The sequence below is a fragment of the Photobacterium sp. BZF1 genome (assembly GCF_014349205.1).
Taxonomy (GTDB): domain Bacteria; phylum Pseudomonadota; class Gammaproteobacteria; order Enterobacterales; family Vibrionaceae; genus Photobacterium.
On sequence record NZ_JACSOF010000098.1, the window covers coordinates 1 to 24,505 of the forward strand.

General features: G+C 46.3%; 19 protein-coding genes and 1 pseudogene. 4 read left to right on the forward strand and 16 right to left on the reverse strand.

Features of this window, described 5'->3' with window-relative positions; genetic code table 11:
• Positions 1 to 301 precede the first annotated feature (301 nt).
• Both BIZ37_RS19950 and BIZ37_RS19955 read right to left on the reverse strand, forming a co-directional pair.
• Positions 302 to 501, reverse strand: a pseudogene (locus tag BIZ37_RS19950) (cellulose-binding domain-containing protein); the annotation flags it as partial.
• 217 nt (positions 502 to 718) lie between these two features.
• The gene (locus tag BIZ37_RS19955; RefSeq protein WP_187462986.1) at positions 719 to 1,384 is read right to left on the reverse strand and encodes a DUF2057 domain-containing protein; all 666 of its coding nucleotides are present in this window, start codon (positions 1,382 to 1,384) and stop codon (positions 719 to 721) included.
• Positions 1,385 to 1,586: 202 nt separating this feature from the next.
• Here BIZ37_RS19955 and BIZ37_RS19960 point away from each other — a divergent pair, with 202 nt between their 5' ends.
• Positions 1,587 to 2,348, forward strand: coding sequence for a sulfite exporter TauE/SafE family protein (locus BIZ37_RS19960; protein ID WP_187462987.1), 762 nt, complete (start codon positions 1,587 to 1,589; stop codon positions 2,346 to 2,348).
• A 112-nt stretch (positions 2,349 to 2,460) separates the two neighbouring features.
• On the opposite strand, the gene BIZ37_RS19965 is transcribed toward BIZ37_RS19960, so the two are convergent.
• Both BIZ37_RS19965 and BIZ37_RS19970 read right to left on the reverse strand, forming a co-directional pair.
• Complete coding sequence (locus BIZ37_RS19965; RefSeq protein ID WP_187462988.1) at positions 2,461 to 3,651, reverse strand: class I SAM-dependent methyltransferase; 1,191 nt, start codon at positions 3,649 to 3,651, stop codon at positions 2,461 to 2,463.
• Between the two features lie 124 nt (positions 3,652 to 3,775).
• A complete protein-coding gene (locus tag BIZ37_RS19970; RefSeq protein WP_187462989.1) occupies positions 3,776 to 5,176 on the reverse strand; it encodes a methyl-accepting chemotaxis protein in 1,401 nt (466 codons plus the stop codon).
• A 91-nt stretch (positions 5,177 to 5,267) separates the two neighbouring features.
• Between BIZ37_RS19970 and yccX the strand changes: the two genes are divergently transcribed.
• Entirely contained in the window at positions 5,268 to 5,540 is a 273-nt protein-coding gene (yccX, locus tag BIZ37_RS19975; RefSeq protein ID WP_187462990.1) for an acylphosphatase, read from the forward strand.
• Positions 5,541 to 5,624: 84 nt separating this feature from the next.
• On the opposite strand, the gene tusE is transcribed toward yccX, so the two are convergent.
• The 12 genes from tusE to BIZ37_RS20035 form a co-directional block, all read right to left on the reverse strand.
• A complete protein-coding gene (gene tusE / locus BIZ37_RS19980) occupies positions 5,625 to 5,954 on the reverse strand; it encodes a sulfurtransferase TusE (protein WP_107300446.1) in 330 nt (109 codons plus the stop codon).
• Between the two features lie 116 nt (positions 5,955 to 6,070).
• Positions 6,071 to 6,736, reverse strand: coding sequence for a Bax inhibitor-1/YccA family protein (locus BIZ37_RS19985; RefSeq protein ID WP_107300447.1), 666 nt, complete (start codon positions 6,734 to 6,736; stop codon positions 6,071 to 6,073).
• A gap of 235 nt (positions 6,737 to 6,971) precedes the next feature.
• Positions 6,972 to 7,697, reverse strand: coding sequence for an amino acid ABC transporter ATP-binding protein (locus BIZ37_RS19990; RefSeq protein WP_187462998.1), 726 nt, complete (start codon positions 7,695 to 7,697; stop codon positions 6,972 to 6,974).
• Positions 7,698 to 7,831: 134 nt separating this feature from the next.
• On the reverse strand, positions 7,832 to 8,929 hold the full coding sequence (locus BIZ37_RS19995; protein ID WP_187462991.1) for an amino acid ABC transporter permease: 1,098 nt from the start codon (positions 8,927 to 8,929) through the stop codon (positions 7,832 to 7,834).
• Positions 8,930 to 8,940: 11 nt separating this feature from the next.
• Positions 8,941 to 10,107, reverse strand: coding sequence for an amino acid ABC transporter permease (locus tag BIZ37_RS20000; RefSeq protein ID WP_255526835.1), 1,167 nt, complete (start codon positions 10,105 to 10,107; stop codon positions 8,941 to 8,943).
• 84 nt (positions 10,108 to 10,191) lie between these two features.
• On the reverse strand, positions 10,192 to 11,349 hold the full coding sequence (locus BIZ37_RS20005) for an amino acid ABC transporter substrate-binding protein (RefSeq protein ID WP_255526836.1): 1,158 nt from the start codon (positions 11,347 to 11,349) through the stop codon (positions 10,192 to 10,194).
• 273 nt (positions 11,350 to 11,622) lie between these two features.
• A complete protein-coding gene (locus BIZ37_RS30625; protein ID WP_187462992.1) occupies positions 11,623 to 14,025 on the reverse strand; it encodes a cytochrome-c peroxidase in 2,403 nt (800 codons plus the stop codon).
• A gap of 457 nt (positions 14,026 to 14,482) precedes the next feature.
• Positions 14,483 to 15,706, reverse strand: a complete 1,224-nt coding sequence (locus tag BIZ37_RS20015; protein WP_187462993.1) for an OFA family MFS transporter — start codon at positions 15,704 to 15,706, stop codon at positions 14,483 to 14,485.
• A gap of 334 nt (positions 15,707 to 16,040) precedes the next feature.
• On the reverse strand, positions 16,041 to 16,277 hold the full coding sequence (locus BIZ37_RS20020) for a YdcH family protein (protein ID WP_107300451.1): 237 nt from the start codon (positions 16,275 to 16,277) through the stop codon (positions 16,041 to 16,043).
• 247 nt (positions 16,278 to 16,524) lie between these two features.
• A complete protein-coding gene (gene gltS, locus BIZ37_RS20025; protein ID WP_187462994.1) occupies positions 16,525 to 17,748 on the reverse strand; it encodes a sodium/glutamate symporter in 1,224 nt (407 codons plus the stop codon).
• 703 nt (positions 17,749 to 18,451) lie between these two features.
• A complete protein-coding gene (locus tag BIZ37_RS20030; protein WP_370577408.1) occupies positions 18,452 to 18,802 on the reverse strand; it encodes a hypothetical protein in 351 nt (116 codons plus the stop codon).
• A gap of 57 nt (positions 18,803 to 18,859) precedes the next feature.
• Positions 18,860 to 21,994: an EAL domain-containing protein gene (locus BIZ37_RS20035; RefSeq protein ID WP_187462995.1), complete on the reverse strand. Its 3,135-nt coding sequence runs from the start codon at positions 21,992 to 21,994 to the stop codon at positions 18,860 to 18,862.
• A gap of 489 nt (positions 21,995 to 22,483) precedes the next feature.
• Between BIZ37_RS20035 and galE the strand changes: the two genes are divergently transcribed.
• Both galE and BIZ37_RS20045 read left to right on the forward strand, forming a co-directional pair.
• Entirely contained in the window at positions 22,484 to 23,494 is a 1,011-nt protein-coding gene (galE, locus tag BIZ37_RS20040) for a UDP-glucose 4-epimerase GalE (RefSeq protein WP_187462996.1), read from the forward strand.
• Between the two features lie 103 nt (positions 23,495 to 23,597).
• Positions 23,598 to 24,505: UDP-glucose--hexose-1-phosphate uridylyltransferase (locus BIZ37_RS20045; RefSeq protein ID WP_187462997.1), on the forward strand; the 908-nt coding region annotated here is incomplete at its 3' end.

Here is a 24,505-nt window from a genome sequence, read left to right on the forward strand (position 1 = left end):
TCACTGTTACAATTGTCAATACGATAATTTATTGTTTGTTAAAGCCAAATCTCATGTCATATTTTGAAAACAAAGAAATGTTAGCAGTTTGACTGTTTGATTGAAAATTGAGCGCTTTATCGCAGTTTTTTACTTCTTTGATGAAAGGTCAGAAACAGAACGATTAATGTTATTGCATATGAAGTTCACTAATGTTGCTTGTAAATTGCCATTTTAAAAATGATAAAGCACCTGTTTTTCTTGCTCTTTGCATAAAAAATGCGCAGGAAAGGGCCTGCGCATTGGTTTTATGCTGAAGAGGTTAAATTGTGCACACTACTGCCCAGCTACCATCACTGCCTGGTGTTGAACTACTCCACCAGTTAGCCTGGTAAACCACACCGTTGTAGATGATTTTATCGCCCTGGTTGGCATGGCATGGCTTGGATTGCCTGCCCAATCAGTTTGAGGCCAGTTAGGGTCATTGGTAAGAGCGTGAATGGGTGGTAGGGTTGTTCCCCCTCGTTCACCAATTCGCTTTATAGACTTTGTTGTTTTCTTGAACCTGAGCACCACCCGTATAGGCAACCGTGCTGTTCCATGGTTCGATGTTAGTACAGTCCATTGCAGCATGGACATTCATCGCCACCATGCATGAAAGGGCGAGGGGCAGATGTGGATGAATGTAGGGAACTTTGAGGGGGGAAGAAAAAGAGCCCGTAGGCTCTTTTTTACAAGATTACTCTTGGTTGATTTTTGCTTTGAAGCGAGCGCGTGTTGCTTCATCAGCTTGTTCATACCAGTAGTTCAGCATGTTTTCAGCCACATTACGTGTCTGCTGCTGATCAACTGGTGATTTAGGTGATGTTGCTGCTGGTGCTGCGGTAGCCGGAAGTGTTGCTGGTACGGCAGCCGTTGCCACAACGGCTGCAGTCGTCGCGACAGCAGCAGCTTTACCTGACTGGTTGTAAACCGCAATTTCTTTCTCAAAATCACGACCAAACTGAAGGCCTGATTTAATTAGCTTGTCTTGCTCGAAGTCAATCTTCTCGCCGTTGGCAGCAACTAGGGCAAGCTGTGGTGATTTGTTGAACTTACGAGCATCTTGAGCGGTGCGAAGCTTTGGTAGATCAAGCTTTAGTGCTTCATCACTGGCATCAAACTTAACAATGATGACATCTGACTTGTAGAGGTAATCGTCGCCATTTTCACGTAGTGAATCGATATAAGTGAATGCGAACTGGTTGACACCATTTGGAAGCGTTAACGTGTCGTTGCCATCTTGCTCTACGCCATTGACCAAAACAAGATCGGCTTGGTATGGAAGATCCAGTTTTACGTCAGCAAGAGTGGAGAAGCTGATGCCGCATGCTGCAAGAGCCATTAACGCGGTACGAAATTTCATAGCGGTTCCTTGAAAAACAATGTCCGAATTAGATTGTAGTTATCGGGATTATCCTAGCAGTTTGTCGCTAGGTAGCTGAATAAGGGCTGAATACTGGTTTTGATGCCCTTATAAACTAATCATCAAATATAACACTTTGTTTAATGTATTGGGTATATTGCGTGTAGACAAAAGACGTAATTACTATGGATAGAGCATTACAATGGACATGTCATTACTGCAGGCTAGCCTGCTGATCGGAACTGGATTTCTGGCTGGGATCATCAATACACTGGCTGGTGGGGGCTCGAACCTAACCCTTCCAGCTTTAATGGTAATGGGGATGCCAGCAGAAGTGGCGAATGCAACTAACCGGGTGGGGGTAGCGGTACAAGGAATTACAGCACTGTTTGGCTTTCGTCGCCATGGAAAGCTGGAGACATCTGATACAGGCCCGATTTTGCTCCCTACCATTATCGGTGGTTTACTGGGGGCTGTCGGCGCAGCTTATGCACCCTCAACGTGGATTAAACCTCTGTTGCTCGGCACTATGCTGACCATGGCCCTGATTATCTTAGTCCGCCCTGCCATAGTCGCACCACCTGCCGGCACTGAGCCAAGAAAAGTGAGAGATACCCCGAGTTCGTGGTGGGGCTTAGGGCTAGCGGGTTTTTATGGTGGCTTTGTACAAGCTGGCGTAGGGTTTGTTTTATTGGCGGCCCTGGCTGGAACACTGCGGTATGACTTGGTTCGAGCGAATGCTCTGAAAATGCTCTGTGCCTTGGCTTTTACCTTAGTGGCATTAGTCCTGTTTATTATTGAGGATTTAGTGATGTGGGGACCGGGTCTGATCCTCGCGGCTGGCACGATGGTCGGGTCACATATCGCTGTAAAAATGGCAATTTCAGCCCGCCCAGAAACCCTGAAATGGTTCCTGTTCTTGATGACGCTATGCGGCTCGGCGGCGGCAATGCTGACCGATTAGATAGACGAAATCTCACCAGCCTGCGATAACTAAGCGAAAAAAAGCCAGCAATCATTGCTGGCTTCATTGTCTTTGTTCGAGACAGGGGTTAGCTGTCGAAGCGCAAAATATATTACTTCACGTAACAGGCAAAACCTTTAAGGTAGAAACCTTCTGGGTAAGCACTGTCTAGCGGGTGGTCAGCTGCTTGGCCGAAGCGTTCGATGAACTGTACTTCACGGTGAGCATCCAGCGCGGCATCTGCAATGATTTTCTGGAACAGGTTGTTGTCCATCAGGCCTGAGCATGAATAGGTCAACAATGTGCCACCTGGTTTTAGGATCTGCATAGCTAGCATGTTGATGTCTTTGTATCCACGGCATGCACCGACTAGCTGCGACTTAGATTCTGCAAACTTAGGCGGGTCCATGATCACAACATCAAATAGCTCACCGCGCTCGCGGTATTCGCGAAGCAGTTTGAATACATCAGCATTGAGGAACTGCGCATTCTCCAGCGGGTAGCCGTTTGCTTCGGCGTTCATTTGTGCTGTATCCAGTGCTGGCTGTGAAACATCCACATTCACCACTTCGCTCGCGCCGCCTTTTAGTGCGTATAGACCAAAGCCACCGGTGTAGCAGAAGCAGTTCAGGACACGCTTGCCGTTAACGTACTTAACGGCCGCTTCACGGCTGTCACGTTGGTCAAGGTAGAAACCTGTCTTGTGACCACCGACAATGTCCACATTGATTTTTACGCCGTTCTCTTCGATGGTAACGAACTTAGGTGGCTCTTCACCAGACAGAACGCCAGTACGCTGTTTTAGGCCTTCTTTTTTACGAACTGACACGTCTGAACGCTCATACACGCTGCACTCTGGGTAACAGATGTTTAGGGCTTCTACCAACGCTTCTTTTTGAGCTTCGGCACCAGCGCTTAGCAACTGGCATACTAGAAAGTCTTGGTAGCGGTCGATAGTAATACCAGGCAGGCCGTCAGACTCAGCAGCGATCAAACGGTAGCCAGTAAGGCCATCGCGGGCCGCCAAAATGTCACGCAGACCTTGGGCAGCTTTCAAGCGGTTTACGAAGAAATCAACATTGATTTGTTCGTTACGATCAAAGGTCCATACTCGAACGCGGATCTGAGATTGCGGAGAAAAAGCACCGCGTGCTAACCACTCACCTTTGTGGTCGAAGATATCAACGGTTTCACCAAGTGCTGGTTTACCTTCTACACGTTGAATGCCGCGAGAGAAAACCCATGGGTGGCGGCGGCGAAGTGATTTTTCACGGCCTTTAACCAGATAAATTGAAGCTGTCATGACTTGCCCAGTATGGAGTAAGGAATGGGGGCGTATTATGTTGTCGAAAGCACATAAAATCAAATTTATATGGCTCATTGCGGTAGGCAGTGCAGATATAGCAGCACTGCCCGGAGGGGAGGGGTTAGACTTTGAGTCCTCGCATCAAAGACTCTAGTACTTCAGCCTGCTTGTTGAGTTGCTCGATGTCATTTGCCGAGGCGTTGATGGCACTGCAAATTTCATGCGATTGGCTACGTACCTGCTCGACATTGTTAGCGATATCGTCCGCTACGGCACCTTGTTGCTCGGCTGCGGCGGCAATCTCGGTGCTGCGATCTGAAATATGCTGGTTACGTTCGGTGATTTGGGAGATTTCACTGTCTACCGAATCCATCAAGGCTTCGCTGTTTTGCGCATTCTCAACCGTATTCTTCATTACCGCCATGAGCTTCTGGCTGTTTTGCTGCAAGGCTTCAATCATCTGTTGAATTTCAACGGTTGCGCTTTGCGTCCTGCCCGCCAAGGTCCGCACTTCATCAGCAACAACGGCAAACCCACGGCCTTGCTCACCGGCTCGGGCCGCTTCGATAGCCGCATTTAGGGCAAGCAGGTTGGTCTGCTCTGAAATGCCGTTGATGGTGGTTACCACATCATCAATTTTCGCCGCGTTACTATCAAGCTCTGCCACCGCATCAGCAGCTTGGTTTATCTCGGAGCTGAGGTGGCTGATAGCGTTACGGGTCTGGTTGACTTGCGCCCGGCCTTGTTCAGATACCTGCTGTGCTTCACGGGTCTGCTCGGAAGTTTGATGGGCGTGGGTTGCCACTTCGCGGATTGAGGTTGCCATTTCCTCGGTCGCACTGGCCAGTGAATCAAGATGCTGTTGCTGTGAGGTTGATAGTTGCTCACTACCCGCACTACGTTGGCGCAAGCTGCTGCTAATTTGCTGCATCAGGGCGATGGCTTGTTGGGTTGCCTGTACCAGTTGTTGTTCCCGCTCGCTCACCTTATCGATAGTGATGGCGATTGAGCTGAATTCATCACGTACTTTGAAAAAATTCAGGCGGTTGGTTAAATCACCGTCAGCGAGGCTCTGCAATGCTTTATTAGTGGTAAACATTGCTCCACCAATGAAGGTCATGATGTAGTACACCGCAGCCAAGCTTATCAGTAGGATCGTAGCAATTATGACCCATTGGCTAGTACTGATGTGAGAGAAAAGCCCCGCAGCGGCATCAGATGAAATGCTGTAGTTCATTCCGCTAACGTAAGTAGAAATATCGCCTGGGCCAACGTGAAGGTTAGTATTGGCTAACAAGCGCTGGGCTTCTGATTGGCTGATTTTCTGCTGTGAAAGAAGGGTAGCAGTCGTCTCTACCTGCTGTGTCGTGATTTCAATACGTTGCTGGCTAGCGCTATCGGCTAATATTGTAGCGACGCTCATCAGCGCAATAATGGGTAGCAGGAACAGCAAGTAGAATTTTTCCTGCAGGGTAATATGGATTAAGTAACGGTCAATCCATCGGAAGGCAACTTCTTTCATATTAATTCCTAAAAACAGAAGCTTAGAGCATTTTTTGTGCGAGTAATATTATATTGTTATCGGGTTGAGAGTAGGAAGCTTGAGGTGATCTATGTCGCAAATATGTGTAAAGGCACTAATTACCGGTATGGTTCAAGGTGTTGGGTTCAGGTTCCATACAGCGCATGAAGGGCTGAAGTGTGGTTTGACAGGGTACGCAAAGAACTTACCTGACGGTAGTGTCGAAGTCATGGCGTGTGGTCAAGAGGGGCAAGTGAAACAACTGCTTGCCTGGCTGGAGGATGGCCCGAGAACCTCTCGCGTCGATAGTGTTGAGTGGGAACAGCTCGACTGGCGCCATTATGATGGCTTTGAAATTATGTAGCTGACGCTATGTTACAGGGACAGAGATAGGCGAGTGGTCGCTCCCACTCGCGCTAACGTGGCTTGCCGATTAAGGCACTGGGTTTTAAATGCACTTCACCGGTTTTGGTAGGCCAGCCAATTTTGTGGCTTGCTTTGCCGGGCCTTTCGGGAAAAGTTTGTATAGGTAGCGTGAACTGCCTTTCTCTTCACCGTATTTTTTCGCCATCGCCTTCACTAGCATTCTGATAGCCGGTGAGGTGTTGAATTCCTGATAGAACTCTCGGACAAAACGAACAACTTCCCAATGCGCTTCTGTCAGGGTGATGCCTTCTTCTTCAGCCAGCATGGGTACCAGAGCTTCACTCCAGTCGTCGGTGTTTTTCAGATAACCGTGGGCGTCGGTCTCTATTTGTTTACCTTCAAATTCAAGCATGTTTGCCTCGCATATAGAACGGACAAAGGATAGTGATATTCGAAGTTGGCTGCAAGGTTGCGGCTACAAAAAAAGCGCCTTGCGGCGCTTTTCGAAACAATCTAACCAATCAGAGATTAGTCGTTGCTACCCATAATACCTAGGATTTGAAGTAGGCTCAGGAATAGGTTGTAGATTGAAACGTACAGGGTAACTGTCGCTGAGATGTAGTTTGTCTCACCGCCACGTACGATGTTCTGTGTTGTCAGCAGGATAGCTGCAGACGAGAACAGTACAAACATACCGCTGATTGCCAGTGATAGCATTGGCATCTGTAGGAAGATGTTTGCTACAACCATAACTAGGATGGCAACAAAGCCTGCCAGTAGCATGCCGCCTAGGAAAGACAGATCACGCTTGGTAGTCAGTGCGTAAGCCGAACACGCCATAAAGGTCAGTGCCGTACCGCCTAGGGCAGGAACAATAGCATGGCCCATGCCTGCGCCGATGTACATATTGAGGATTGGCCCCAACGTGTAACCCATAAAGCCTGTTAGCGCGAAGGTAAATACGATACCTAGGCTGCTGTTACGGTTTTTCTCTGTCAGGAACATCAGACCGTAGAAGCCAACCAAGGTGATGATTAGGCCCGGGTGAGGCATATTCATCGCCATTGCAAAGCCTGCAACGACAGCTGACCATACAAGCGTTAGAGACAGAAGAAAATAAGTGTTACGTAGAACCTTGTTTGTAGAAAGTACGCTTTCGTAAGCTGTGCCACGATTGACAATACGATCGTTCATAAATAGTCCCCTCAGGGTTAGATATGTGATTGCTAATGTAAATGTATATTGGGGCATTTCATCGTTATTGCAAGCCGTTTGTCAAATTAATGCGGCTGTCCCCAAACAATAAACTCAGTGTAACGATATGACCTGAATGATACTTAACAATTCCTTATCTTTGTGGTCAAAGTTGTAAATGAATGTTACAGCACATTGTTGCTGCGTCTCAATAACCTCATGATTAATATACGACTTAGTGCAGTATTTGGTTCAAGAATAACTGTGTTCTGTCTGATTGTGGGTTATCGAAGAATGCTTGCGGGGTGTTTTCCTCGATAATTTCGCCCATATCCATGAAGATAACCCGGTCTGCAACTTGTCGGGCAAACCCCATTTCATGGGTTACACAAATCATTGTCATCCCCTCGTTGGCAAGTTCGACCATGACTTCTAGCACCTCCCTGACCATTTCCGGGTCGAGTGCCGAAGTAGGTTCATCAAACAGCATCACTTGTGGTGTCATACACAGAGAGCGGGCAATCGCAACACGTTGCTGCTGGCCGCCGGAGAGTTGGCCGGGATATTTGTTGGCTTGCTCTGGGATTTTTACCCGCTCCAAGTATTGCATCGCAATCTTTTCGGCTTCTTTCTGCGGCATCTTTTTTACCCAGATAGGAGCTAGAGTACAGTTTTCGAGTACAGTAAGGTGGGGGAATAGGTTGAAGTGCTGGAAGCACATACCGACTTCACGTCGAACTAGCTCGATGTTTTTCAGATCGCTAGTCAGTTCATTGCCGGCGACAATGATTTGGCCTTGTTGGTGTTCCTCCAACCGGTTAATACAGCGGATCAAAGTCGACTTTCCCGAACCGGAAGGGCCGCATATCACGATTTTCTCGCCTTTCTTAACGGTCAGGTTGATATCTTTTAGAACGTGGAATTCCCCATACCACTTGTTCACATCAGTCATAGTGATCATGGCGGTATACTTTGCTGATTTGTGTGGTGAACTACGGTCTAAGGTGCTATCACCTTTCGCATTGCCGTTAGCAGCACTGTTAGTTGAAGCTCTATTAGTGGTTGTACTGTCTGTCATATCATCCCTCTTATGACCTAACGTTTATGTCCTGTATGGAGCTTGTTTTCTAGGTAAATACTGTATCTCGACATACCAAAGCAGAATATCCAGAATACTAGTGCCACGAAGACATAGCTTTCTGTTGCGAAGCCTAACCATTTAGGGTCGGTATTGGCTGCTTGGCCGATCCCAAGTACATCGAACATACCGATAATGAGCACTAGGCTGGTGTCTTTAAACAGCCCGATGAAGGTGTTAACAATGGCTGGAATGCTGATCTTTAGCGCCTGTGGCAGTACGATGAGGTACATTTTCTTCCAATAACTTAACCCAAGCGCATCTGCGGCTTCATATTGCCCTGACGGAATGGCCTGCAACCCCCCACGTACCACTTCTGCCATGTAGGCCGCACTGAACAGCACTACACCTATGAGTGCCCGAATCAACTTGTTGGTTTCAGTCTCGGCATTGAGGAACAGTGGCAGCATGACAGATGCCATGAACAGGACGGTGATCAGTGGGACACCACGCCAGATCTCTATGTAAACAGTGCAAAGGCTTCGGATCACCGGCATATTTGAGCGCCTGCCCAAAGCCAGTGCGATACCTATTGGTAGTGAAACCACTATGCCAACAATAGCGATGATCAGGGTGATTAAAAGCCCTCCCCACAAGTGGGTTTCCACAACAGGAAGGCCAAAAATACCACCATACAGCAAGCCTGCGATGATGAAGGGGTAGATATTGACGAAGAAAAGCCAAATCCATGTTCGCCCTGGTGTTTTTTCAATGGCGAGCAGTGTAATGAATATCGCGAGCGTGAAATAGAACAGTTGAGGGCGCCATAATTCTTCCTGCGGATAAAACCCAAACATGAACTGATCGAAACGCACTGAGATAAACACCCAGCAAGCTCCATCCCGATGGCAGTCATCGCGGCTAGAGCCAACCCAATCGGCTTTGAGAAAGGCCCAGTCAACGATGTTCCACAATGCCACGATGGCAAGGTAGCCAAGAATAAGGGTCAGGCAGGTGTTGATGAGGTTGGAAAATAGATGCTTGCGTAGCCAACCGACCAGACCCACGGTATTGGCTGGTGGCGGCAAGTCTGGGCGAAATTGATGTTGATGCATTCCCATTCCTCCTAACGCTCAACCAGCGCAACTTTGCGGTTGTATATGTTCATGAGTAGAGACGTCAGCAAGCTGAGTGTGAGGTAAACCGCCATGGTCATGACAATGATCTCAATAGCTTGGCCGGTTTGGTTGAGTGTCGTCCCTGCAAACACCGAGACCAGATCGGGGTAGCCGATTGCCATAGCCAATGATGAGTTCTTGGTGAGGTTGAGGTACTGACTGGTCAAAGGCGGGATGATGATCCTCAGGGCTTGAGGGATCACCACAAGGCGTAAGGTTTTTCCTTGAGGTAACCCAAGCGATAAAGACGCCTCAGTTTGACCGTGGCTGACGGCGTTGATCCCGGCACGGACAATTTCAGCGATAAATGATGCGGTATAGATACTCAATGCCAACAGTAACGCTGCCAGTTCGGGGATAATGCCGATGCCTCCCCGGAAATTGAAGCCTTTAAGGACTGGGGCCTCCATGTGGACGGGTTGTCCACTGGCAAAAAAAGCGATGGTGGGGAGCACTATCAGCAGGCTTAATAACACCCATAAAATGGGAGATTGCTTCCCTGAAGCCTTTTGCTTTCTTTTTGCATAAATGGTGTAGCTGATGCTCAGCACCACGGCGGTAATGAGCGCAAGGCCAATCCAGTAGGCGTTTTGCTCAAAAATGGGTTTGGCAAAATACAGCCCCCTAACATTGAGGAACACACTCTCGCCGAAGCTAAGGCTGTTTCTCGGGGAGGGAAGGGCTTGTAGAACGGCGAAATACCAAAAGAAAATTTGCAGTAGCAGGGGGATATTTCGGAATGTCTCGATATAAACAGCAGCAAAGCGGCTCACCAGCCAGTTAGATGAAAGCCGGGCAATGCCGATGACAAAGCCCAATATAGTCGCCAGGAAAATACCGAGTACAGAGACTAGGGCAGTGTTGAGTAAGCCGACAAAAAAGGTTCGGCCATAACTGTAGGTTTCGTCGTAATCAATCAGGCTTAACCCGATACCAAACCCTGCTTCCTGAGTGAGAAAGCCGAACCCTGTTGCAATACCACGCTGATCCAAATTGGTCAGGGTGTTATTGATTATCGAATAGATAACATAGGCCAGTGCTGCTGCGGCAAGTGCTTGGAACAGCAGGGCACGAAAAGTAGGATTATAAAATAGACTTGTCTTCTTCGCTGCCAAAACAACACATCCTGTGCAAAAGATTATCATGGCAGGAGGGGAAGCCATCCTTCCCCTCCAAATGGATTAACATTTGCGATGGGGCTAGCGCATCGGTGGTGCGTATAGGAAACCACCATCATTCCATAGCGCGTTGGCTCCCCGTTTAATTTGAAGCGGTGAGCTCATACCCACAGTACGCTCGAAGCTTTCACTATAGTTACCCACCTGCTTGATGACTTGATAAGACCAATCGTCGTTTAGACCCAACCCTTTACCTTTCGGGCCGTCAACGCCAATCAAGCGTTTTATATTAGGGTCGTTTGACTTTTGCATGTCATCGACATTGTGTGAAGACACACCCAATTCTTCAGCATTGATCATCGCATTGAGGGTCCATTTCACAATATTGAACCACTGGTCATCCCCTTGGCGAACGGCTGGGCCTAATGGCTCTTTGGAGATGATATCTGGCAGGACCACGGCTGAAGATGGGTCTTGCAGGTTCAAACGAAGGGCATATAAGCCTGATTGGTCAGTGGTGAGGACATCACAGCGACCAGCCTCGAAGCCTTTCACGGTTTGGGCTGCAGTGTCGAAAACCACCGGGGTATATTGCATTTCGCGGTGGCGGAAGTAATCGGCAAGGTTTAGCTCAGTTGTCGTACCTGATTGAACACATACAGCGGCACCATCAAGTTCACCCGCGCTCTCGACTTTGAGTTCTTTGCTGACCATGAAGCCCTGGCCATCGTAGTAATTGACGCCGGCAAAGTTGATTCCGAGTGCAGTATCACGGTGTAACGTCCAGGTTGTGTTACGGGATAACAGGTCTATTTCACCTGACTGAAGGGCGGTAAAGCGCTCTTTAGCGGTGAGGGGGATGTATTTCACTTTAGATTTATCGCCAAGAACTGCAGCAGCGACGGCCTGACAAAATTCAACGTCAATCCCTTCCCATTCCCCTTTTTCGTTAGGGTTAGAGAAGCCGGGCAAACCAGTAGTTACGCCGCATTGGAGGTAACCTTGTTTCTGAATTTGAGCGAGTGTACCAGAACCAGTCGCTGATGCCGGTGTGTCACTGTCGTCTTCTGCTTGAACGGCTCCTCCCGATACTTGGGCAAGTTGCTGCTCGAGGGTCTCGACTTTGTTCTGTAGCGATTGGATCATTTCTTTGTCTTGACTGCTACCACCACTATCACAGCCAGCAAGAATGAGAGCAAGAGTAGATACTGCCAAGGAAGAGGTAAGGGTTTGCTTCATAATTACGTCCTGTTAATCCTTATCAAGAGAAATTGACGCTTCTTATCGTCATTATTTGCAGCTATCTCCAAAAGGGTGCCCGTGGTTTATCCATCTAAATGGCACTTTCTTTTAACCAGAAAAAATAACTGTCTGTTTTTGTGTCAATATTTAGTATAGAAACAGTTTGAAATAGTTCTAGTTAATAACTTGTTAACAAGGTGGTATAAAAGAAAGCCCCGCACTGGGCGGGGCTTAAGTCATAGCGAAGTTATATTGCTACATTAGGATTAATTAGCGGTACACACTGAGGTCAATGGTTGCTACGTTAGATTCCTTACCGCTGCTGTCTTTGACAGAGTAGGTAATGCTCATGTCGTAGTCTTTCAGTGGTGTCACCAAAATACTACCGTCAGCGTAGATGTAGTAGCGACAATCTCGACTGCTAGGGGCATTGTGAATCACAATACTTCTTGGGTCGATGTCGTAATTACCAGCTACATCATTATCTAGTGGCTTGATGGTTGTAGAGCGACCGTATTGAGCTGAGTAAGCATCATCTTTTGCTTCTAGATAGTTACCAGAAGGCTCAGAACCTGAACCATAATCACCACCTGTACCGTAGTCAGAGTTCACGCCGTCTAGGAAAGGTTTCAATGGTTCAAGACCTTTTGCTGAACGACCGTAAGCACCCACCATTGGAATTTCAATCCACTCTTCACGAGATGAACCATTCGCGTTGGTTCTGGCGTAGTTTTCGTCACCTTCTACACCATTTGGAATGAACAATTGTGGATGGTCAAATGGTGCTTTCTCTTGACGTACACGCTCATCCGTTAGGGCCTTCATAAAGGCAACCAGTGCTTTCTTCTCGTAATCCGTCAACTCTAGGCTGCGAATATCTGGGTCAAGGTTCGAAGAGATGTCACCGAAGCCAGATGAGTCACCAGTACCTTCGCTGGTACGGTTACCACCACGGTTGTAGAACTCAACAACTTGCTCAAGTGTTGCCATACTACCATCGTGCATGTATGGACCGGTTAGCTCGATGTTACGAAGCGTAGGGGTCTTGAATGCACCGTCAACTGCAGTACGCTCTTTACCTTTTGCTACACGCCGCTCCATGATTCTGGTATGGCGATCAGAGTCACATGGATCATCATCTCGAACACGTGCTTCAAATGTACAAGGGTCAACCTGGAAGTTGTCCGGCACATTTTTACCCAGCAGAATATCGAGGTATTGCTTGGTGTGAGACAGAGGGTTGCCCCAAGGGTCCTTACCGCCTAAACCAAGATCTTCTTTGGTTGGTGTGACACCGATGTTGTAGAAGCCGTTGTCGTAGAGTGAAATGCTCTCATCACCCATGTGCATCCGCTCAACCAGTCCCTCTTCCTGCTCTTCAGCAATCAAGTGGGTCATAGCTTTCGAGAACTCAGGGCCGCTGTGACAGTTCACACACTTACCTTTGTCTACGAACACTTCCATACCGTGCTTTTCAAGATCATTAAGCGCGTATACATCACCATCCATAAAGCGGTCGAAGCGTGAGTCGTCAGAGATCAACGTTGCTTCATAAAGCTGGATAGCCAAGCCCCAAAATAGGCTGAAGTTCTCTTCCATCTGGCTATAACCGTCAAAGTCTTGTTCTGAGCCCCAGTACTCAATATTGAACGCATCTTTGATCATGTCTTCATAGCGGGTACGAAGGCCATCGTTCGGATAACTAGAGGCATAACCCAATACGCTGTCCGAGCGATCAACCTGCTGCAAGCCCAGAGGTTTCAAGCCCATTAGCTTTCTACCCATATCTTTGAAGGCTTTGTCAGCACACGTCATCTCAAAGGCACTGCCTGGAGGCCCTACTGCCTGAGAGGCCGCACTGGAGTTAATCAAGTTAACTTCTTTCAAGCTTACATATTCGGTGTAAGGGTCGAAGTGCAATACTCGCGCATCAACGTTACGAGGGCCAAATGGGTCCACCCCGTTGAACTCGTTATTTGCTCGGCCATCCCAGAAGTTTCGGAAGTTAAAAATGGCGTTAATGACCGTCGGCGTATTTCGAGGCTCAACTCTACGTGTTGCTACCCCGCCGACATGGAAGATATCTGTGACGAGTTCACAACCTTCACGGCGGTCAGAGTACCTTGGATCGCCATAAGTACCACCATAGAGTTCGTCAAATACCGCGCCAAAGACCCCTTGTGAAGATACGACATCATCGCTATCGAATAGCACCTCTGAATCACGATCATCAGGATCGGCGTAGACACGGAAAGGGAAGTCATTAGGCACTAACGTGTAGTTAGGGCCACCCTTGCCTGTACGTGTTGGGTCAAAAATAGACTGTTTATCCTTATCTACATTGTTTATCCCCGGGCTGATTTGGTTCTTGGTCCGATTATCCGCACCAGCAGCGTAGTGACAACTTGCACAAGCTTGCCCCTGACTACCTGCCTGCATATCCCAGAATAATGCCTTACCGAGTTTGATTGCTGCTTTTTCGTCTTTTATGTATTCATCGAGCCCTGGTACAGGAGCCGGTTTGATACCTTTGAGCGAGCCGAGGCCAGAAAAATCTGGACCTTCGACTTCTTCTTCGGCATGAACACTGGCAATACCGGTAGCCAACCCAAATAGTGAAGCTGCTACTAAGGCTGTTAGTCGATGACGTTTATATAACGTTTTGTTGTTCATCACTCACCCCTAACGTCCATTACGAAATGTTGCTTTTATGTACGAGAAGACCTCGTGCAATAAAGATGGGCGAAATATGCGGTCTTAATTATCACTTTTGTGAATCATACAAATGGCAAAAAAAACGTACTAATACTTTTGAGCAAGGGGATGTTCGAAAATAGGATGAGCGTATAAAAATGATACTTTTCTTAAAAACAAACTAATTAATGAGCAAATAAATTCAAAGGGTAAAGGGGAGATGTTGGGTTGGATACAAGATCAAAATGGTAATAACAACAGATATTTATAATTAGTTTGCCTTGAAAGTAAAACAAAGGTGTCAAATTTGCACAACTAATAATTGATACTAAAGGCTAGAAATTATCTTGGAAGATTGAATAGGATGTTTTGAATGAGAACAAAAAACAAAAAGCACAGCGAGGCTGTGCTTTTTTATGATCTTGGGTAGAGATAATTAGGCGTTTGCCAGTTTCTTCTCTAATGCTTCTGCATCAACAGGCTTAGTGACAACAGAAAGAAGTACGTTGAACGCCAGCATTACTGCACAAATGGTGTACGCTAGGGTGTAGTTACCCGTTGTGCCCATTGCGATAGCGGTGATGGCAGAACCGATAAAGCCACTCACACCCCAAGCTGTGTAAAGTACACCGAAGTTTGCGCCGTAGTTTTTCAGGCCGTAGAACTCAGCCGTTAGCGTTGGGAATACTGCTAGCAGCGTACCGTAGCCAACACCTGCTAGTGCTGCACCAACTATTAGGGTGAAGCTTGAATCAAAGCTTGCAAATAGCGCCATGTTGATGCCCTGCATGATAAATGCAATCGTCAGGGTGCGTAGGCCGCCAATTTTATCTGCAAGGATACCAGCAGCAACACGGCCGCCAGAGTTGAAGATAGACAGAACAACAACTAGGAAGGCAGCTTCTGTGATGTTGGCTTGCTGAGAGGCAATCAGTGTGATGTTACCAATCACCATTAGGCCTGCAGAAGATGCCAGTGCAAACATGATCCACAGTGAGTAGAACTGAGGCGTTTTCAGCATTGCGCGCCACTGGATATCAACCGGCTTGGCAGCTTTTGCCTTGTAGTTAGCTGGTACCGGAGGCTGGTAGCCTGCTGGTGGGTTAGTAATCGTGCTTGCCAGAGGTACAGAGATAAGCAGGATGGCAACACCAAGGATCAGGAAGCTGGTGCTGATACCGAAAGATTCAATCAACAGAGATGTCAACGGTGCAAGGTAAACGGCAGCAAGACCAAAGCCAGCAGCAATCAGGCCGTTTACCAAGCCTTTCTTAGAAGGGTGGAACCACTTCATTGCAGAAGGGGCAAGACATGCGTAGCCGAAGCCGATACCCGCACCCGTCATTAGACCAAATGTGATAAGCAGTAGCAGAGGGCTGGTAGCAAAGCTTGAAATGATCATACCCGAGCCAACAAGGGTAGTACCCAAGATAAGGATTTTACGTGGGCCCATTTTGTCTTGAAGTACACCAGCTACCAATAGTGATAGAGCAAAAGTGATTACAGCAACTGAGTATGGCATAGAAGCATCTGCATCAGACCAGCCCATATCAAGAACGAGTGCTTGCTTGAATACACTCCAAGCATACAGGATGCCCATACATAGGTTGATACAGAAACCTGCCAGCAGGATCTGTTTTGCTTTATCGAATTTAGTCATTGTTTTCTCTGTCACTACAAGGGAAACAGTATGAACTTCATACTGTGCTCAAAAAAAATTGTGCTTTATTAACAAAAGTTGATTGTCATTAAAGGTGCGCGGATTCTATCAACATTTTTTGAATAGGAAACCGTTAGAAATATCCAGTTACAATTGTTTCGGCGGTGATTCGGTCTGTTCACATTCTATTAATATGGCTATTTCTTAATATTCAATGGTTTATATGGGGTTATTTCAGGGATTACATGGTATGTAGAAAGTGTGAATTTATGTCCACCTCACAGAGTGTAAACCTGTGAAGTGAACATAGTCGACATGTTGGGATACGGCAGGATCAGTGTGAAAGAATACTGTAGATTTTGTCTTTCAGCTGGACGCGTTCTAGTTTGAGTTGAGTGAAGTGATGATCGTCTGTGGGAACGTTGTTACCTTCGAGGCCTCTTATTTTGTGATCTAACTGATGGTAACGGTCAGCCATTTGTTTGAAGTGTTGGTCGGATTGCTTTAGTTCCTTGATTCTATCTTGGTGTTCAGGGTACTCGATAAACAGTGCATGATTTTCACCTAACATATTGATACTCCCACGCTCTTCATAATCCTACCGAATTAGACGATAGGTACAGATTCAACGTAAAGCCACAGAGGCGTGTGGCCATTGACTAAGCGCACCCCAAACGAGAGAAGATAGTTATTCTGATATTGTTATAAAGCCAAGTTGATGTACCCATCAACCTTCAAACTAAGGCCAATAAATTAATAATAGCTGGGAGATGCCGAACGGCAAAGCCGGACCTGGCAAGGTCCGGCTTGGAGGGTGTTTACTGAATGAAGCTAATATAGGTCTGCAGCACAATCAGGTTGGCGATGTCGATGAAGAAGGCACCGACGATAGGAACAACCATGAAGGCTTGCGGGGATGGGCCATTACGCGACACCAGGGCACCCATGTTCATCACAGCGGTTGGAGTTGCCCCCATACCAAAGCCACAGTGGCCACCGGCGATAACAGCAGCATCATAGGTTTTACCCATTAGCCTGAAAGTAACAAAGTAGGCAAACGCCGCTAACGTGATTGTCTGTACCGACAGTATCACAATCATAGGCAAGGCTAGACCAAGCAGCTCCCATAGCTGAAGGCTCATCAATGCCATCGCGAGGAACAGTGACAGCGAGATGGTACCTAGCGCATCCACAGTTTCATTGTTGATCTTGTAGACTTTGGTCGTTTCACAGATATTGGTGATAAAGACACCAATAAACAGTGAATAGACAAAATCAGGGATCCGAAGCCAGTTGATGCCAAAGCTGTCTACTAATTCTTTGACGTGGGCAGCACCCGCAACACAGATTAGCAGGATGAACAGTACTTCAATGGTGTTCTTCGCAGTAATACGATCTTCTTCGTTATCACTGTAGGTCACCAAGTCGGGGTGTTCGATATGGTGTTTTTCACCACTTCCAAACTCGGATTTTAGTGAGAACTTGTTGATCAGGCGCTGAGCAACAGGACCACCGATAATACCACCCATAACCAAACCAAAGGTTGCAGCAGCCATGGACAGCTCCAAGGTTTGTAAGCCATACATATCGGCAAAGGTCTGCGACCAAGCGGCACCCGTACCATGGCCACCAGAGAGGGTAATTGAGCCCACCATTAGGCCTAGCAGTGGGTCAAGGCCCAGCATAGTGCTCAGGCTAACACCGACGGCATTTTGAATAATGATGTACAGTGTTGCGATACCAAGGAATAAAAATACCCGTGAGCCACCTTTGGCTAACAGTTTAAAGCTGGCTGCTAAACCTACCGTGGCAAAGAACATCTGCATTAGTGTGTCTTTAAGGCTTAGCTTGAAGGTAATGTCGACACCCTGGGTATGTAAGATTGCAATCAGTACGGCAACAATCAATCCGCCAACAATAGGCTCAGGAATATTGTACTTCCGGAATACCTTTACTTTGCTATTAATGAAGTAGCCAAGAAAAAGCACAATAATCGCAATGAGAAACGACTCAAGTTCGCTTACTTGTATAACTGAATTCATGATTATGTCTTTTCATTGTTTTTTAGGCGTTAATTTTACCCCCTAAAATGGCGACTGCCTATATTGCCATTTTAACCTCAATAGTGTAGACCCGAGGTTGCACTTTGGTTGTTCATGTTTTGATTATTGAGGGGATGTATATTTAAGGGCGAAGCTTTATGGTGCTTTGTTATTGTAATGTTCTTATTTATGATTCACTCAATCAATATTGATAATTAAGCAAAAGAATAAGATTAGTCTTAATTTGAAGGCGTCTGTGCTTTAAAATCAGTAGGCTAATGCCGAGTTGTTTAATATCCATACGAAAAAGGCGGAATATACCATCCATTAATGAATGTAATTAGTATGTTACGCCACTAAAATTGTCGCTTATTTAATAATCGCGTGAGTTGTTTAGCGGTGAATATCAGCAAAACGAATGATTTCTGTGCGATATTTTTTTGAGATTTTTTATGATGGCTGCTTAATTAACGCCAGAATGTGAGGTTTATTGGAATGGTTGAGTAATAAAACAGCGTATAAAACACAAGAAAGATCAAAAGTTTTGCTGTTTTATTTATCAAAGTGTGGCGCAGGTGAATAGATATATACCTAAGTCACTTGGCTATTGCCCACAAGGTAAAGAGCATATACAGGGTTGCAATGAGGGCAGGGGAGTTGTGATGGGAACCTGACTAGCGGTTCCCACATTGAAGCAAAACGATTAACTACGCTTCTTAAGTTTGAGGCTTTTGCGAAGTTGGTTAATGTATTCGATACGATCTGGGTTAGCAGGTTTTTTTTCTACTTCCAGTTTATTGAGCGCATCGGCTTCATGCTCCATCATACAACGGCCATTGATTCTCTGGTGATGATGCTTGGTTTCAATAGTAGCTTGCTCAGAGGCTTCTTCCTGGGCCTTGGCCATCGCTTCTCGGGCAAGGCTCTGGTTTGTAGGGTCGACAACGACGTGTTGTTTGCGCTGTTGGAACTGGCCCCTACCTTGGTTTTGCTGGTCGCGTTGTTTGATAAAATTATCTAAATGATCACTAAAGCTCATTGTCTTCTTACTCACGCATTGGTTCTGAGATAAAGGTATAGCCAGCTCATAACAAAAGCAAACTAAATCTGTTTAGACCGTGTCTTTATCCTCCTGAAGGAAATGCAGTTCAAAATCTGAAACAGGTTCTGGGCGGCCAAAGAAGTACCCCTGAAATTCTTCCACGCCAATACTGGCTAAGAAATCTCTTTGTGACTGGTTCTCAACACCTTCCGCGACTACGCGCATCTTTAAGTTATGGGCGAGTTCCACAATTGAGCGGGTGATGGCGATATTATCTTTATTCCAAGGCAGATCTTTGATGAACTCCCGATCAATCTTCAAAATATGAATAGGGAAGCGGCTTAGGTATGCCAGTGATGAGTAGCCTGTACCAAAATCATCAATGGCAATTTGTACCCCTAGAGCTTCGAGCTTGATCAGCTTGTCCAGTGCTGTATTTACATCAGACATGATCACAGATTCGGTGATCTCTATCTCCAGGTATTTCGGATCGCAACCGCTTTGGATTATCGCCTTATCAATAGCTTCAACAATATCAGAGCCTAACAACTGTTGAGCTGAAATATTGATAGCAAAATTGAGGTAGATGCCATTGGATTGCCAGTTTTTCAATTGTCGGCAGGCTTTTTGAATCAGGTGTTCACCTGCTTCAATGATCACGCCAGAGCGCTCTAGGATAGGAATAATATTAAGTGGTGATTCATGCTCTCCCAACTCGTTTCGCCAGCGAAGTAAGGCTTCAACACCACAAACCTTGTGATTATTGCTATGGACTTTGGGCTGGTAGAAAAACTCGTAGCGATCCGTGCCAACCGTGCGGCGTAACTCTGACTCTAGCTGGATTTGTTGAATACTGTTAACGCCCATTTCTGTGGTATAGAAACAGAATTGATTACGGCCTTGTTCTTTTGCTCGGTAAAGAGCGATATCTGCATATTTACTGAGGTTCTCAGCAACGTCAGAATCATCAGGGAAGAAGCTGATACCGATACTGGTTGTTAAGAAAAACTCTTTACCTTCTACTACCAAAGGTGCAGAGATATGCTTGAGAATACGGGCTGCGATATTGGTCACATTCTGCAAGTTAGCATTTTGAGAGAGCAGCACAGCAAATTCATCCCCACCGAGCCTCGCGAGGAAATCCGTTTCCCGCAATAGACGCTGGATGCGTTTAGCGGCTGTTTTAATGACTTTATCGCCCACAGCATGCCCCAACGAGTCATTGATCTGCTTAAAGTAATCAAGATCGATTGAGAGTAGGGCGAGGTTATCCCCAGTAACCTTGTTGCATTTTACGGCGGCTCCAATTTGCTGCTGAAGTAAGGTTCGGTTTGGAAGCTCGGTCAGTAAATCATAGTGCACCAACCGGTGTAAGCGGTTTTCGAACATTACCCGTTCAGTGATGTCTTTGCCGGTTGAAATGTAATGGCTAATTCGGCCTCGGCTATTACGGATTGGGGCTATGGTTTTTTCTTCGTACATGATTTGCTCATCACCTTGTTTATGGGCGATAACACGTTCAATAACATGGCCTTGTTTTAGCTGTTTCTGGACATGCTTAACGTCATTGATGTTATTGAGAGTGCTTCTGAGCAGTTCTATGGATTGTTTGCCAATAATATCTTTGGATTGGATACCGTTATGTTGTTCAAAGGAGCGGTTTACGTATTCAACCACACCTCTTTTATCTGTAATGATGATAGAATCGTTACTTTGCTCAAGTGCTCGCGACATGCTTTTGAGCTTTTCTTCTCGCTCAATCCAGTAAGTCACATCACGGAGATTGAGTAAAATTTCATGGCGAGAACTATAAGCAGTTTCTGTTGCAATGATCTCAACATGCTTAGTTTTGAGGTTGTTGAACTGCAATCGTATCTTTATGGTTGGTTGTTTTCTCTCTCTCAACTGCTGTAACTGCTCAATAATCGCTTCGAGCTGGCGGCGAGATTGGGTGCCAGGTAATAGCTTCGCTAAGTTGCTGCCGATAATATCTTTATTTTGCAGGGACAATATCTGTATCGCGGCATTGTTGGCTGTTAAGATCTTCATGTTTTGATCGAGAGACATGAGTCCATCGGGGACGTGGCGAAGTACGGTGGCATATTGCAGCGCTGTATCTTCTATTTTTAACGTCATTTTGCGCTGGGCATTGAGTAACTGTGATAAGTGCCAAGCCAGAACCAGACACCCTGAAGCCAAACAAACAATTAATCCTGCAAAGATGACCAGTTTGAGTATTCGTTGCTGGGTAAACGCCAACTCAGTAACGGCTTCGGTCATGTTGACCCTAGAGATAATGGTCCAAGGAAGATCGGTACCTTGGAAAGGTAGGGTGAAACTATCTTCGCCTCTGAAGGTCTTGCCAGAAAAGAAACGGGTAAAGGTATAGAGGTAATCACCAATGATGACCTGTCCGTGATTGTTATTTTGTATATTTAGCCATAAGTCAGGGTAGAGGGAGTGAAAGTCTTGTTGAGCAGGGTTAACGGTTGAAGGCATGAACTGCCAAGCGCTTTCCTCTGAGGGGCCTAGCAGCCACTGACCATTACTGTTGATCAGCCAGTTTTGTACTTGATCCCAGCCATATTGGTCTTTTAATTCCTCTAAATAGTCCACACCAAGGTAATTGAGGGTGATCAGCCAACTTTGGCCGTTCATTTTAAAGTGACTGACAAAGCGTAGCATGGGTTTATGCGGGAGCTCGATTTGACCATTTTCCTGATTCAAATCGAATTGCGAGGTATAAAAACTCCCTGCTGGGACTTTTAACGCTTTCTGAACGTAATCACGGTGACTTTTATCCTGAAGGTTGGCTGTACCAACAGCGATAGCCTCTTTACCCTCTCTATTAACTCTGATGATCTCTAACCCTTTGTCATTGAGTAACCTGACTTGGTCATAGTAAGAGCGTGTACTAGAAAGGCGCTGGAAGGTAGCGGTTAGGATCTCCCTCTGTCTTTCAACAGTATGGGGCGTTTCCGATAATTCTTTGGCTTTTTCACTCAGGTAGCGGAGATCTTCAATGATCGGTGCGAAATGTAACCTTGTGATATGTAAAGACGATTGATGTCGGCTGTTCTCACGGTCTTGAATTCGGTGGTTAAGCTGGGAGATATCATCGCTGTAGATGTAATAAATAGATGCTGACGTGATGGTCAGTAGAGGAATGAAAAAGAGTAAAAAACGTAATATTGCAGTCTTCATACTTCATCCGTGAGGTACATATAACTGATTCAGTATAGCTCTTAAATGCTAATTAGTGCATATCGTAATATTAAATTAGTCTTGCGCATCACACTGCATATAAGTGATAAATTCCTACTCGCATGGTTCTTTGACATGTATCGCTACATAAATACCCATTAGGTTAATCGTTTTCACAGCAATGATTTCATTAAATCATTAACTTCGCTTTCTGGTGTACGAAGTGATTTAAAGAAAATAGTCTCAATAATTTAGATAAACTTATTTAAATTCAGTGCTTTATTCGCATGGCAAGGCACTGCGCTGGATGTCTGGTATTAACTGGCTAAATCACTTTCTTAGAAAATTTAGTGAAAACGTTTACACAATGTGGCAATGATCACAGTATTGATTTTGGGCTTATTGATAAACTTGCCCTCAGTTAAGAACAAGATGCTGTTTCTTTTGGTGAAGCGATTTAAGCCCTTAGCAGTGAAATGGGAGAGAGTGATGAAGGTATTAGTAACAGGTGGTATGGGGTATATCGGAAGCCATACCTGCGTACAAATGATTGAAGCTGGTCTTGAGCCAATCATTCTGGATAACCTTTGTAACAGTAAAGAAGCTGTGCTTGAGCGCGTAGAAACCTTGACCGGAGCCAAACCGACTTTCTACCAAGGTGACATCCGTGACCGTGAGATCCTCGATCAAGTCTTTTCTGAGCATGAGATTAGCTCTGTGATCCATTTCGCTGGTCTGAAGGCCGTAGGCGAGTCGGTAGAAAAGCCACTCGAATACTATGACAACAATGTCCACGGTACCTTGATGCTAGTGGATGCGATGAAACATGCGGGTGTTAACAGCTTAGTATTCAGTTCCTCTGCCACGGTATATGGCGATCCGGAAGAAATTCCAATTAAAGAAACCACACCCACTGGCCAAGTGACTAACCCATATGGTCGAAGCAAGTATATGGTTGAAGAATGCCTTCGTGATATCCAGGTTGCTGCTCCAGAGATGAGCATTACGCTATTGCGTTACTTCAACCCTGTAGGCGCACACCCTTCTGGCATTATGGGTGAAGACCCGCAAGGTATTCCAAATAACCTCATGCCATTTATTGCCCAGGTGGCCGTTGGTCGCCGTGAATACCTTTCTGTGTTTGGTAATGACTACCCAACCCCGGATGGCACAGGTATCCGCGATTATATCCACGTCATGGATCTTGCCGATGGCCATATCGCAGCGCTTCGAGCTGTGGGTGAAAAAGCAGGCCTTCATATCTTTAACCTTGGTACGGGTAAAGGTAGCAGTGTGCTCGAGATGGTTGATGCCTTCAGCAAAGCATGTGGCCATGATGTCGCATACAAAATTTGCCCTCGTCGCCCTGGTGATATTGCAGAGTGTTGGGCTGATCCTGCCAAAGCCCGTGAAGTATTAGGCTGGGAAGCCAAGTTCGATGTTACGGCAATGGCCGCTGATACTTGGCGCTGGCAGTCTGAAAACCCTAATGGCTACTAACTAGCCCTGAGATGATTTCGGGAGCAGGTGGCGTCTCACCCCCTAAGTTCACCTGCTCCTACCTTTATTAGTTTGCAGTATCACTGTAATTGCGAGTTTGAAAATGTCCGAGCAAAAATTTAACCCAGTTGATCATCCGCACCGTCGTTATAACCCGCTGACGGGGCAATATATTTTGGTTTCTCCGCACCGTGCAAAGCGTCCATGGCAGGGTGCAGATGAAACACCGGAAGAAGCAGAAGACAAAGCATACGATAGCGAGTGCTTCCTTTGCCCGACCAACACCCGTGTATCTGGCGACCAAAACCCAGACTATGCCGATACTTATGTCTTTAATAATGACCATGCGGCGTTAACGCCGGATACACCGGATGCGCCGAAATCTGACAACCCACTTTTCCGCTGTGAAAGTGCCCGTGGTTTGAGCCGCGTGATTTGTTTCTCTCCTGATCACAGCAAAACCTTGCCTGAACTACCAGTGGGTACGATTCGCAAGGTGGTTGATACCTGGAATGAACAAATTGAAGAGCTTGGCCAAGAATATGTTTGGGTTCAGGCCTTTGAGAACAAAGGGTCGGCAATGGGCTGTTCACAGCCGCACCCTCACGGTCAAATTTGGGCCAATAGCTTTTTGCCAAATGAAATCGCCCGCAAGGACGAAAACCTACGTGCTTACTATCAAGAGCAAGGTTCAAACTTGCTGGTGGATTACGCAAAAGCCGAAATGGCAGACGGTTCACGTACGGTAGTTGAAACAGAACATTGGATTGCCGTTGTCCCATACTGGGCAGCTTGGCCTTTTGAAACCATGTTGTTGCCAAAAGCCCATGTACGCCGTATGAACGATCTAACTGACGAGCAGCGCGATGATCTTGCTGTAGCGATCAAAAAATTGACTAGCCGCTATGACAACCTGTTCAAGTGTTCTTTCCCATACTCAATGGGCTGGCACTACGCACCATTCTTCAAAGACGGTGATACCTCAACAGAACATTGGCAGCTCCATGCATT

Coding starts and splice junctions, on each gene's coding strand:
- BIZ37_RS19955 (WP_187462986.1), bottom strand. CDS start 1,384: ATGAAATTTCGTACCGCGTTAATGGCTCTTGCAGCATGCGGCATCAGC.
- BIZ37_RS19960 (WP_187462987.1), top strand. CDS start 1,587: ATGGACATGTCATTACTGCAGGCTAGCCTGCTGATCGGAACTGGATTT.
- BIZ37_RS19965 (WP_187462988.1), bottom strand. CDS start 3,651: ATGACAGCTTCAATTTATCTGGTTAAAGGCCGTGAAAAATCACTTCGC.
- BIZ37_RS19970 (WP_187462989.1), bottom strand. CDS start 5,176: ATGAAAGAAGTTGCCTTCCGATGGATTGACCGTTACTTAATCCATATT.
- yccX (WP_187462990.1), top strand. CDS start 5,268: ATGTCGCAAATATGTGTAAAGGCACTAATTACCGGTATGGTTCAAGGT.
- tusE (WP_107300446.1), bottom strand. CDS start 5,954: ATGCTTGAATTTGAAGGTAAACAAATAGAGACCGACGCCCACGGTTAT.
- BIZ37_RS19985 (WP_107300447.1), bottom strand. CDS start 6,736: ATGAACGATCGTATTGTCAATCGTGGCACAGCTTACGAAAGCGTACTT.
- BIZ37_RS19990 (WP_187462998.1), bottom strand. CDS start 7,697: ATGATCACTATGACTGATGTGAACAAGTGGTATGGGGAATTCCACGTT.
- BIZ37_RS19995 (WP_187462991.1), bottom strand. CDS start 8,929: ATGCATCAACATCAATTTCGCCCAGACTTGCCGCCACCAGCCAATACC.
- BIZ37_RS20005 (WP_255526836.1), bottom strand. CDS start 11,349: ATGAAGCAAACCCTTACCTCTTCCTTGGCAGTATCTACTCTTGCTCTC.
- BIZ37_RS30625 (WP_187462992.1), bottom strand. CDS start 14,025: ATGAACAACAAAACGTTATATAAACGTCATCGACTAACAGCCTTAGTA.
- BIZ37_RS20015 (WP_187462993.1), bottom strand. CDS start 15,706: ATGACTAAATTCGATAAAGCAAAACAGATCCTGCTGGCAGGTTTCTGT.
- BIZ37_RS20020 (WP_107300451.1), bottom strand. CDS start 16,277: ATGTTAGGTGAAAATCATGCACTGTTTATCGAGTACCCTGAACACCAA.
- gltS (WP_187462994.1), bottom strand. CDS start 17,748: ATGAATTCAGTTATACAAGTAAGCGAACTTGAGTCGTTTCTCATTGCG.
- BIZ37_RS20035 (WP_187462995.1), bottom strand. CDS start 21,994: ATGAAGACTGCAATATTACGTTTTTTACTCTTTTTCATTCCTCTACTG.
- galE (WP_187462996.1), top strand. CDS start 22,484: ATGAAGGTATTAGTAACAGGTGGTATGGGGTATATCGGAAGCCATACC.